Origin of the sequence: Paenalicyclobacillus ferrooxydans (assembly GCF_001399675.1) — a bacterium.
GTDB classification, from domain to species: Bacteria; Bacillota; Bacilli; order Alicyclobacillales; family Alicyclobacillaceae; genus Alicyclobacillus_B; species Alicyclobacillus_B ferrooxydans.
This window is the reverse complement of record NZ_LJCO01000075.1, coordinates 24021-35738: the sequence shown is the minus strand read 5'-3', so window position 1 is coordinate 35738 and position 11718 is coordinate 24021. Positions and strand designations below refer to the sequence as shown.

The window sequence follows — 11718 nt, the reverse complement described above, 5'->3', positions numbered from 1 at the left end:
CCCACATGCCCTCAAACGCCTAGAGTTTAGCCTAATTAACCGTTCCTTCTTAATCCTACTTGAACAGGACAATGAAATCCTGCGAATGAGCGAGCATTCGTGAGAAAAACCTTATTCCACGAGGGAGAGTTCCAGTACTGTGTTGCGGATTTCTGGGGATGTTTCTGTCGTGAAATCACAACTTGGATTGTCCAACAGGACATCAGTTGCCAAATTACTTTCAACGCAGAGTTCCTGCGCAAGACTTTCTTTTGCAGCAAACGATTTAAAAATGATCGTATTTGTTTCATCAATAAACACGCGATACGATACTGGTTTGTTTCGATTCTGAAATGGATTCAAGCACTCTGCTTTGAAACACTCTGCATAATTTAATGTGCCGTCTGCACATACCAATTTTTCATAATCCAAACTACTCCCCTCCTTGTTAGACCTGTCATGCAGTCCAAAATACAGAGGACTCCCGCTGCCGTTCTCTACGCTCCAGCAGTTCGCGCCGCGGCTTTACTGTGTGAACGTTCAGTGATAGCGAACCAAGAGAACACAACAAACCTGTCATTCGCATACTTCGGATATTGCACGTCGAAATGACAACAATATCTTTGACAAATCCGCATCAAAGGTCTGGTGTCTGTGGACAATTTTGCAAACCTAACAAATCAACATCGGCGTTACAAAGCACACGTGAGCATACTTGGCACAACACAACTACATTTGCGCAACCCCTACATTATTGCCTGGTGGTCTGCGGCCTTCCCGGGTTTTGGTCATCTGCTGTTAAGTAAATATTTGCGAGGATACACCCTGTTCATCTGGGAAGTTGTTGTCAATGTCCAAGCGAATCTCAATGCGGCGATGATCGACTCCTTTCAAGGGAAGCCTGAAGTTGCGAAAGCGGATCTACACCCCCGATGGATGTTAATGTACATCCCGGTTTTCATATTCGGAATCTGGGACAGCTACAGAACGTGTATCGACATGAACAATGTACATTTGCTGGCAGAGAGGGAAAACGCACCGTTTAACACTTACACCGTGGGTGCTACCGAAATCAACTATTTGGATAGAAGAAACCCTGTGATGTCAGTTATCTGGTCCCTCTTCATGCCTGGACTCGGACAGTTACATATTCATCGCATCTTAACCGCGTTCTTCTCACTTGTATGGGCGATCGTCTTTTTGTATAAGTCACGATTGCTTGAAGCGGTCCAGTTTTTATTCCTAGGTGACATCCACATGTCAACGGAGGTGCTCAACGCAGAATGGCTTTTATTTATGCCTTCTGTGTGGGGATTTGCTGTGTATGATTCCTATATAAATACGGTTGAAAACAACAAACTCTATGAATCCGAGCAGAGAAATTTTCTGAGGAAAAACTACCAGAGCAGAAGCTTCAGGATTAAAAAAGGAAAAGTGGTCGGTCGATGATCCAAGTTATGTCTACATTCGAACACTCCGTGAGGCTCGAATTGGCAATCAGCGCCCTAGAAATAAATGGAATCCAGAAGCAAAACATCTTTGCTGTCCCCTTAAACAATCGCACGGTAGATCGGAGATTACTCGATACCCTGCATCACTCAGATGGAGTATCCCTGTTCAGTACAGGTGCGGCAATTGCAACCGCCTTCGCCGTTATCGGAGCCAGTATAGGATTCTCACTCCAATGGGGACCCATTTATTGGGGCCTCATTGGTGCAACCAGCGGCTTTTTACTCGGGTTCTTAATCGATTTATTCATCACTAGAGTTGTCAAAAAACGCAGCCGCCTCCTAAAGGGCAAAAACCCCCAAGTTATCTTAATCGTTGAGTGTGACAACAAACAAGCCGACTCGGTCGAAGACATTTTATGGCACTACTTAGCGCTTGGTGTAGCTCGGGTCGAAACATGATCTTTCTTCCGGCTTGAAAAACTTGCCTCAATCTTCATGGACATTCATGGGTGCAGGCTACACCACCTGCTCTTTCGGTTACGCCTTCTCTCCTGTCGACGCCGTTCATACCACAGACCCATTGACTTCTTCATATATTGTTACTCCTGGGTTCACAAAATCACTGTAGGGTTCCTCTATCACTCCTCCATGGCTTTGGCTAAGTCGTTGAGCTTATTGACGGTTCCCCAATTACGCATTGTTGAAGGTACCCTTAATCGAGCAAACTGGTTCGCAAGCCGAGAGTTCCGCACGCCTCCACGAAGTAACAAATAGACATCTTTGTCATGAATCCAATACTCGTCAAATTTAGAGATTGAGGACATCAGTCGTTCGATTGTTTCAGATGATGGCGATTCAAGTAAAAAGGATACGTAAAAGGTCTCTGCCTCACTAGAAGCCGCAGCTTCTTGGCGCATTGTCTCCGAGACTGGGCAGTTCGTCACGATGCCTTCCAGTTCGTGTGCAGTCCTTAATATAACAGTAAGTGATATAGAGAAGCGCTTCTCGATTTCCTGCTCTAAGCGCTGACGAAGAGATTCTGCATTATCTTCCGATTCAAATAGCACATTACCGCTTTGAATGTAAGTTTGCACTCGGCTAAATCCCATCGACTGAAACATGTTCCTCAACTCTGTCATCGCAACTTTGTTGTGACCCCCTACGTTGATACCCCGTAAGAGTGCAACGTAAATTGTCATGAACCCACCTCCACGTTGAGGTCTATCTCTTGTCTCAGTGTATCTTATCTGTGTTCTACGCTCTCAACACAGGACGGAGCACAGAACATTGTGTGAATGAAAATTGTAGTGGGAACTACATGTTTATACCATCATAATGGTCTGTACCTGGATACGATTTATGTAAATGAATACAAGACATGGGTCAACAGAACACTTGCGACTTTTAGCAACGGGAATGATACGGCGGGTTATCAACATCAGTGGATTAAACAACCAGCCTGGCGCAATCACAGAACACTGTTTGTTGACGTGCCCATTCCCGCACCCGTTTTTCACGATATCCTCGTCTCTTCGTCGAGCAACTCTAACAGATCATCGTACTCAGACTGCAAAACGCGATGCTTCCCTTGCAATTCTCGATACACAGCCTTTAAGTTCTGGTATTCAGTCTCAGATTCCCGACACTCTGTCCGCAGAGCGTGGTTCGCATCTTCCAACTTGCGGTACGTGTCTTTCAGCCCCAAGTATTCGTCTTCCAGGTCACGGTATCTGTCATGCAAATGGCGGTTTACGACTTGTAGGTCCCGATGTTCAGCCTCTAACTCCCGAAACTTAGCCTCAAGGTCATACTGCAGGGTCTGCAAGTTGTCACGCTCATTCTGAAACTCTCTGTACTGATCCTGCAAACGCTGATGTTCCACTTCCAAATCATGATATTTAGCCGCCAAGTCTTGCTGCCCAGCCTGTAAGGTCTGATGCCATGCACGCAGTGTATGATATTCGGCCTGTAAGCTGTGATGTTCGGCCACCAGGTCTCTATGCTCAATCTCCAAATTGCGATGATCGTCCTGCAACCCTTGATACGTATCCTGCAGGTTCTGGTGGTCTCCCCTCAAGTTTTGGTACTCCGCCTGCAACTTGCTGTGAGCATCCCTCAAACGAAGCAACTCGTCAAAGACGTTTGCCGCAGCTAACACGGCAATCCTCCGCTCGTCCAAGAGAGGGTTGGCAGGTGCAATTTGCTCCATTAGTCTATCAACGGATCGAGCCACAGTACGCAAATGCATCTCTGAAGCTTGGCCGCGCAGTGTGTACTCCATCCCTCGAATTGTCACTCGAATCTTTTGTATCGAGTCATCTGCCATCACCCGCCGCCCCCTTATATGGTTTGGTAGTAGAGAGTTCCACTCTCTAATCAGGAGTCTCGACCACAGTGTATTGTTTTGGTTTCCAATGAAATTCGTTCACAAAGAAACGGTTTACCTAGCGCAAAAATCTGGACACAGTAGCTACAACTTCATGTTAACACGTTGAAGCATTGATTCCGATGGTTTTTTGAATTGAGCCGGACTCAATTGAGTCTTGACTCACCACACCAAATCTTCAACATAAAATCAGCCATTATCTCCATCAATGATTGTCCATGTATGAGCTGTTCATCTTTGCATTTGAATGTTAAGCAGTCGGCCCCATGGCTAGTCGGGTACTCGAAAGTGTCCCTCTTAAAGGTATTGCAGCAATGACCTCCCGCACCTTGCTTCCACTTGCATCGGCGACCAGTGGTAGTACCGCCGGATTGGACGTTTTGATTCAGGACCCTGAGAACGCCCCCATGCGGTGAGTCTCATGTAACAGGACCTTCATCAAACAGTGGACCATATTGAGTCGTATTCACTGGCTGTTTTTGCACAGCAAGGTCGAAACCCATGTGTACATCTGTTATCTGGGCCTAAGCTGCAACCACCATGAAGGTATAGATAAAATATTCAGACAAAAAGCACCTCTATTGAACTACATTATGACCTTATTTGAGAACTGCAATTTCATGGTGTGGACTATGACTAAGTTTTAATCTTGACACCTTATTCCGTGCGATCCGACAACCTAGATGCTTTGTAACACTGCTCTGTTTGTATGCATGGCCGGTCTTGTTAGTGTATAAATATGCACAAAGCCAGAATCTTGCTTGTTGCGCTAAAGCCCCCGTTAACGACAGAAGAAATCTCCAGAAAACACGAACCACCCCCATGGTCACCAACCAGTATTTTGGGGGTGGTTCAGCAATGCACATGGCGTTATAAATCAGACAGTTCCAAACGACGGCTCATGAATCCAACATATAGTCAGTGGCTCGGCAAAGAACTGTATGACTTGGACAACCCCACAATCGAACCGCTATATCCGCCCATCGTCTCCCAATACTGCGACAGATCCATTGCATTCTGGACGACTTTGCCCGTAGTCAAATTGATCGCAAAGTATGGATTCCCATTCGCTGGAGACGGTGTGGCAAACACCATGTAACTGCCGGTGAAGTTCGTAATATACGGCTGTTTGCTAAAACTGTAGGCGTGTTCAATGGGTCCGTTGGCAACACCGACAATGTAAGCCGATCCGTCTTTCTTCTTATCGACTTCTACCTCAAATCCTTTACCATTGATCGAGCCAGTCCAGTGGTCAATGACCTGGAATTCGTCTGCCTTGTACTGTATATTTGGCACACTGTGATTTGCGCCATTGGTAATCGCAGAGACGTTAATGATGGCTCCGAACATCGAACCTGACTTCGGATTGCTTGCAAGTAAGAGCTGCTTCGGAACGTTGCGCGTAATATCCTTGCTGGCAAAAGGAAGCGGATTGTGTGGATGTTTTTTGCTGTAATCAGCAAGCTGCGTTGCGGTCATATTTGCAAGCTGAGTAGACGAGTAACTCGAAGACGGTATGGATGCTGACGGCGCAAACTCTGTTTTCCATTGGTCTGCTTTGAGCCACGTGTACAATTGAGGCGATGCCAGATACACAGCGTGCTGACCATTGTCGTATACCACCACGTTCTGGACGTATTTATCCTGAAATGTTCCGTTCGAACCCTTAACGCGATAGAAAGCTGGATATATCGTAATGTCCTGATTTGAGGTTTTCAGGTGCAGCTTTGCGGGACCCACATATGCGTTGGTGACGCCCTGTTCCTGAGATGCCGGAATTTGTCCCGTGTATGGTTTCGAACTATCAAGCCAAGGTATCACCTGGTTGATAACGCTCTTCGGGTCCTGTGTCGTCCATAAAGCTTGGTCTGCACTATCGGACGAGATAGCAATTGTCTGAATGCTTGTCGTCGAAGGGAATGTACTTCTCTGTGTCGTCGTTCCAGTATTGTTGGTCGCAGTTGTAGATCCTGGATGAATCGTTGTTGTTGAACTTCCATGGTTCGTAAAAGTGTAAATCCCTCCTGCAAGAACTGCAACTGCGGCAACTGCTGCTGCACCTGTTCCCCACACACTGGAATAACGTTTTACTCGTACGGGTTTCATATCGTCGATCTCCTTTTCGATGTTGTCCCAAATCTCTTGTTGTTTTTGAGATGACATGTTCACGTTTGACATCTTTTCAAGCTTTTCAAGCGTTTCACGTTCTGATTTCATTGATTCGTTTCACCTCCTCAAAATCTGAACCTAACACTTCGCGAAGTTGGAGAATTGCGCGGTGTGCTGCGTTCTGCACTTTCTTTTCCGACCACCCCAGCACAGATGCTGTCTCCTTGATCGACAAGTTGTCGATATAGCGTAGACTCACCACTTGACGATAATCGTCTTTGAGTTCTTGGAGTGCTTCTTCGACTTCCAGGACGACACTGACATCTGTGGCTTCGTCTCCGATGTCCGGTAGCTCAGATTGAGACAGAAACTGTCTGTCTTTGCGCTGCTTTCGTAACACATCAAAGATATAATTGCGGGCGATAGTCATAATCCATGTCTTCGCGGTTGCGTCATGCCGAAAATTGTTTATCGCGCGATACGCCCGGATGAATACTTCCTGTACAACGTCGTGCGCCTCTGATGAATCGCCTAGTGTCGCAAAAGCGTATCGATACACATCGTTTGAATAGGTCTCATAAAGCATTTTCAGTGTTTCTCTTTGTGAGGACCGGTCTCTCACGTTTTCGTCACCTCCAGCTCCTTTCGCACAATTAGACGGAGAAAGTGCTGTTTTGTCTCACTTGTTCTTTATTTCAATTGTTCCTAATCCTTCCACACCGATGCACAGTACATCTCTCCGAACGCAAAATCTCTGCTTCGTCTTCCACCGCCATGTCTTGAAGCGACGGTAGTAAGGCAATGGGCGGCATCAGGTTCAAGTGGGCATCACTGTTATCAGGTGCCCACACACCGAGGAGTCAAATGAATTATATGTCTATGGGGGTGTTTGGCATGGAAGTCGTGCTACAGGTAAAAACAACTGGAAGTGCAGAGATTGTTGTCACTGCCGTGAGCACTTCCGACAAGCGAGTCGATGTTGAAGCGTTCTTGGGTAGAACGGTTGGATATGTGCTCAGGCGATTAAACCGGCGAGGATATAGGCTCTCGTTTGTCACAGATAAATTTTTTGTATGCACGAAGAAGAAAAGAAGGAAATTCCGGCGATGCCCGGACACAAGACGCGACCATGTAACCCTTTTTCGGTCACAGCGTCGCAAATCTGTAGCCCCGTGACTTGTAATACCGAATGAGCACCGGTAAGGCTCGTATCGTGAATCGGCTTGCATTCAGCCCATCGTGAAACAGCACGACCGAGCCTGGTCCCGCTGAGCGTTCAACGTTTTGTACAATGCTCGCAGCCGACGTTGCCTTCCAGTCGGCTGAATCGACCGTCCAAAAGCGCACTCTATGTCCCATGCGCTGGATTACTGGTATCTCGGTCCGGTCAATTGCTCCAAATGGTGGACGATAGTAGAGTGGTTTATGTCCGACAGCTTTAACAATGGCTGAATCGGCAAGCGTAATCTCAGACTTCACAACTGGGATGGATGCGTGAGCGAGGTTGCGATGGTCATATCCGTGACTCCCGATTTCGTGACCTTCTCTCTGCATTCTGCGAACGATATCGGGTAACGCCTTGCACCTGTAACCCAGTACAAAGAACGTTGCGTGTATGCGCTCACGGCGCAGGACATTTAAAATCTGTGGGGTATAAACGGCTCCAGGACCATCGTCAAAAGTGAAATAAATGACCTTCTGCTGCGAGGCAAGTACTTGTTGCTCAGGGACAAGACAGCATGCCAAGCTGACAAACGCGCTAATGAAACCGGTAAACATCTTTCGCCACACGAAAATCCCCTCCGACAAGTAAGAATGCCCGGATACAGAGTAAGACATGCTCAACCTATCAGCAGAGGCTTTCGTTTAGATGCTGATTCAGGATTCCTGCCCCTTAGCACCATACGCGGTCGCATGCTCACAGTGCATTGTTCATGCAACGCCGACTTCATGTGCTTCTGGGACACAAGCCCCCGTATGTGCAATAACCGCACTGACAAGTATTCGACTTGTGCTGATTGATTGCCCCCATCGAAGAATGCCAGCAGGTAGTTTTTCGGCGTCCGTTGGAATGCAGTCACTGCGTGATGTATGCATCTCTCCAGAGAATAGACGCTTTTGAGTGCGGGTAGAATAGTTCCTGCTTTTGAAAGGTTTGAGGTGTATGGATATGGAGCAGGACATGAACATCGATGAAACCTCCAAAGCACTTAATGCTGTATGGGAAACTCAAGGTTTAGAACCCAACATAGTGACCGACCAGCAGACAAGTAGACAAGGCAAAAACCAATTGTCTCAGATAACAACTGCGGTTCTCACATCTACAGAAATTGCGTCACTATGGACTCAATACATGAATGACACAATGGCAATTTGCTTTAGCAAATACGCCCTGGCAACTATCGAGGACGCCGAAATCAAAACGATTTACCAGAATGCCTTGGAGCTTTCGAAGAAGCACCTAATACGAATCAAGGAATTTTTTGACCAAGAAAATTTCCCTGTACCATATGGCTTCACAGAGCACGACGTAAACTTGAAGGCTCCCAGGCTCTTCCTTGACGCATTTTTCTTAAATTACATGTTGGTAATGACCTACCATGGTTTGACTGGGTATGCAGTGTCACTCCAAGTGGCTTCAAGACCAGACATGCGGGAGTATTACACAGAGTGCAATCATGAAGCAATCCAGCTTTACAACGAGATCATGGATGTAGCGTTGTCCAAAGGTCTATACACTCGACCACCATATATCTACTCACCAGAAATCCCTGAAATTGCACAACCTGGATTCCTGACTGGATGGATCGGAAGAAAACGACCGTTGAGTGCCATTGAGATAAGTAATATCAGCTTCAACATGAACAAGACCTACCTCAGTAAGGCGCTATCCATGGCATTTGCCCAGGTTGCCAACGATCCGAAAGTGAAACAATACCTCAAACGAGGGTTGAATCTGTCTACGAAAATCACGGAAGTCTTTCACAAGTTTTTCATTGACACAAATTTGAATTTCCCAATCTCTTGGGAATCCATGGTTACCAACTCAACAACACCTCCATTTTCCGATAAGCTGATCATGTTTCACATCGGATTCTTATCATCCGCCGCAGTGGGCTTTTATGGGGCGGGTCAAGCTGTAGCTATGAGACGAGATTTATCCCTGGCATACATGAAACTCATTGGACAGCAATTGCTTTTCTCGGAGGACGGAGCCGAACTCATGTTGGAAAAAGGATGGTTCGAAAAACCTCCGATGGCTGAAGACCGCAATCGGTTGATGGTCAAACATTGAACTCGACTTCTCGGGTCTTGAAGAACTTTGTGGTGAAAGCACAATATTCGACTTGTCCTATCAAATCTGTTACGAGGCGAAAGCACCCAACTAGGTGCTTTCTTTTATATCGCTCGCTCAATTTGTCCTTCTTGCTGATAACTGCCCAAATACGACAGAACCCAGAAAACCCCATAACAAATATTTATGCATGAACGGAAGCAGATCCTTCTTCGGAATCAGCCCCCGTTTACGACGGAACTTCTACGCTAACTCACGGATTTTTGCCAACCACCAATCATCGTTATGTACCGACAAATTTGGACGGTGAACGCTCATGATGGCATATGAAGGCGTGACCTCCACAATTCTTCCAAGCCCTGTATAAACGTAATCAACGACGAGCTTAAAGGGTTTGATCGTTGTTTCGAGCTCATCGTCCACTCGCTTTACGATGGAGCGAAGATTTCCTGCCTTGTCCCAGTAATTCACGCCTTGCTGACCACCTGCCGTAAGTTCCCACCATTCCTTGAATGAGTGGAAGACCTCCGCACACCTACCACGAAGGGGGTCTTCTAGGGCTGTAAACTGCCCGTCAGGAGAGTAATGTCGACTCCAGCGCCCATGCAGTCCATTTTTAGCCCGATCTTGTACGATGTCTTGCCACCAGCGTAGCCATTGTGAATTTAACGTCTTGGATTCGTCCTTGTCCAAGATATCTGCGCTGTACGCAGACCAAACTTGTTCTCTAACAAATGGCGTAGTCTCTGGAATGATGTTGAAGGAACAAGCTACATACATAGCAAAATTCAAGTCTTCTGGTGCATCCGTAATAACTAACCAAGAACGTTGTGTCCCCTTGTGCATCGTGCTCCTCCCCAAAAGCGTACTAATCTCTTACTGCCCTTTAACGATGCAAGACAACTCCGCGTTAACCTGCATATATATGCAAAATCATAAAAATTCCGTCTGGATTCCCGACTATATTGGGGCGTTCAGTTGAACTATTTGACGTGCTCTTGACGGACCTCCATCTTATTCAAATCAATAACGAAGCGTCCTGACACAAGGATGTCAGAGCCTAACAGTCCGTTAATACCAGGATGCGCGTCGAGATAGGCGAAATCCAAGTGTGCGTTTTCCATGTGATAAGAATCGAATTGAATGTGATCGATTCGCTTTCTTAACGCGGATTCCCGACCGCCTATACCAGACATAAAGACAAATTCGTCCTCATTTCTTGATGAAACGTCCATTGACTGGATCGCAGACATATCAATAATAGATTGGGCTGCACCAGTATCAAGCACCAAATCTCGAATGGTTTCATTGACGCCCTCGTGGGTCAGTGTGAGTGAAACAAATAATAGCCCATCTCGGAGCTCAATATTCATTGATGAAAACCCCGCAAGTTGGGCTTTGATCGAATCGGCATCACAATTTGTGGCTTCGATGTATGACAAATAAATTTGTTATCTTTGCACTCACGAAGTTCTCGCGTAGCTTCTGTGCCATCCGCCAATGGACGAATCACGGCAACCTCTTCAACATGCACCTTTCCATCTACTACATATGATTTAATATCTTCCATGAGTATGAATTGATTGGGAAAAAGTTCACGAACCTCCGACCACAACATACTATCACCGTCCATTTTTAATTCCCTTTTATTGTACCATTTCGTCGGCAGTAATGGCGCGTCTTATGGCGCTAACCTGCCCAAATACGACAGAACCCAGAAAACCCCATAACAAATATTTATGCATGAACGGAAGCAGATCCTTCTTCGGAATCAGCCCCCGTTTACGACGGAACTTCTACGCTAACTCACGGATTTTTGCCAACCACCAATCATCGTTATGTACCGACAAATTTGGACGGTGAACGCTCATGATGGCATATGAAGGCGTGACCTCCACAATTCTTCCAAGCCCTGTATAAACGTAATCAACGACGAGCTTAAAGGGTTTGATCGTTGTTTCGAGCTCATCGTCCACTCGCTTTACGATGGAGCGAAGATTTCCTGCCTTGTCCCAGTAATTCACGCCTTGCTGACCACCTGCCGTAAGTTCCCACCATTCCTTGAATGAGTGGAAGACCTCCGCACACCTACCACGAAGGGGGTCTTCTAGGGCTGTAAACTGCCCGTCAGGAGAGTAATGTCGACTCCAGCGCCCATGCAGTCCATTTTTAGCCCGATCTTGTACGATGTCTTGCCACCAGCGTAGCCATTGTGAATTTAACGTCTTGGATTCGTCCTTGTCCAAGATATCTGCGCTGTACGCAGACCAAACTTGTTCTCTAACAAATGGCGTAGTCTCTGGAATGATGTTGAAGGAACAAGCTACATACATAGCAAAATTCAAGTCTTCTGGTGCATCCGTAATAACTAACCAAGAACGTTGTGTCCCCTTGTGCATCGTGCTCCTCCCCAAAAGCGTACTAATCTCTTACTGCCCAAAAGCGACATTGCGGCGATGCCAGCGGAAACGAATATTCATGCATAATACTTGTTCAGT

13 protein-coding genes are annotated in these 11718 nt (G+C 46.4%); 3 read left to right on the top strand and 10 right to left on the bottom strand.

Annotated elements, in window-relative coordinates:
• Positions 1–111: 111 nt before the first annotated feature.
• On the bottom strand, positions 112–411 hold the full coding sequence (locus tag AN477_RS17140; protein WP_054970396.1) for a hypothetical protein: 300 nt from the start codon (positions 409–411) through the stop codon (positions 112–114).
• A 222-nt stretch (positions 412–633) separates the two neighbouring features.
• Here AN477_RS17140 and AN477_RS17135 point away from each other — a divergent pair, with 222 nt between their 5' ends.
• Positions 634–1428 carry a hypothetical protein gene (locus tag AN477_RS17135; protein WP_054970395.1) on the top strand — a complete coding sequence of 265 codons (795 nt, stop codon included), beginning with the start codon at positions 634–636 and terminating at the stop codon, positions 1426–1428.
• Positions 1428–1889, top strand: a complete 462-nt coding sequence (locus tag AN477_RS17130; protein ID WP_054970400.1) for a hypothetical protein — start codon at positions 1428–1430, stop codon at positions 1887–1889. Before AN477_RS17135 ends, AN477_RS17130 begins: the two co-directional genes overlap by 1 nt.
• A gap of 179 nt (positions 1890–2068) precedes the next feature.
• Here the strand turns inward: AN477_RS17130 and AN477_RS17125 are convergent, their stop codons facing one another.
• From AN477_RS17125 to AN477_RS17105, 5 genes are all read right to left on the bottom strand, one after another.
• Entirely contained in the window at positions 2069–2629 is a 561-nt protein-coding gene (locus AN477_RS17125; protein ID WP_054970394.1) for a DUF1697 domain-containing protein, read from the bottom strand.
• Between the two features lie 314 nt (positions 2630–2943).
• Positions 2944–3756 carry a cell division protein ZapA gene (locus AN477_RS25100; RefSeq protein ID WP_083486391.1) on the bottom strand — a complete coding sequence of 271 codons (813 nt, stop codon included), beginning with the start codon at positions 3754–3756 and terminating at the stop codon, positions 2944–2946.
• A 978-nt stretch (positions 3757–4734) separates the two neighbouring features.
• Entirely contained in the window at positions 4735–6033 is a 1299-nt protein-coding gene (locus tag AN477_RS17115) for a hypothetical protein (protein ID WP_054970393.1), read from the bottom strand.
• Positions 6017–6547: an RNA polymerase sigma factor gene (locus tag AN477_RS17110; RefSeq protein WP_054970392.1), complete on the bottom strand. Its 531-nt coding sequence runs from the start codon at positions 6545–6547 to the stop codon at positions 6017–6019. Before AN477_RS17110 ends, AN477_RS17115 begins: the two co-directional genes overlap by 17 nt.
• Positions 6548–7071: 524 nt before the next feature.
• On the bottom strand, positions 7072–7716 hold the full coding sequence (locus AN477_RS17105; protein ID WP_054970391.1) for a polysaccharide deacetylase family protein: 645 nt from the start codon (positions 7714–7716) through the stop codon (positions 7072–7074).
• Between the two features lie 373 nt (positions 7717–8089).
• On the opposite strand from AN477_RS17105, the gene AN477_RS17100 reads away from it, so the two are divergent.
• The gene (locus AN477_RS17100) at positions 8090–9220 is read left to right on the top strand and encodes a DUF3231 family protein (RefSeq protein ID WP_083486389.1); all 1131 of its coding nucleotides are present in this window, start codon (positions 8090–8092) and stop codon (positions 9218–9220) included.
• A 243-nt stretch (positions 9221–9463) separates the two neighbouring features.
• Here the strand turns inward: AN477_RS17100 and AN477_RS17095 are convergent, their stop codons facing one another.
• The 4 genes from AN477_RS17095 to AN477_RS17080 form a co-directional block, all read right to left on the bottom strand.
• A complete protein-coding gene (locus tag AN477_RS17095; RefSeq protein WP_054970388.1) occupies positions 9464–10066 on the bottom strand; it encodes a hypothetical protein in 603 nt (200 codons plus the stop codon).
• Positions 10067–10203: 137 nt separating this feature from the next.
• Positions 10204–10593 carry a retropepsin-like aspartic protease gene (locus tag AN477_RS17090; RefSeq protein WP_054970389.1) on the bottom strand — a complete coding sequence of 130 codons (390 nt, stop codon included), beginning with the start codon at positions 10591–10593 and terminating at the stop codon, positions 10204–10206.
• Entirely contained in the window at positions 10590–10853 is a 264-nt protein-coding gene (locus tag AN477_RS17085; protein ID WP_245631870.1) for a hypothetical protein, read from the bottom strand. Before AN477_RS17085 ends, AN477_RS17090 begins: the two co-directional genes overlap by 4 nt.
• Positions 10854–11016: 163 nt before the next feature.
• Positions 11017–11619, bottom strand: coding sequence for a hypothetical protein (locus AN477_RS17080; RefSeq protein WP_054970388.1), 603 nt, complete (start codon positions 11617–11619; stop codon positions 11017–11019).
• Positions 11620–11718: the final 99 nt, after the last annotated feature.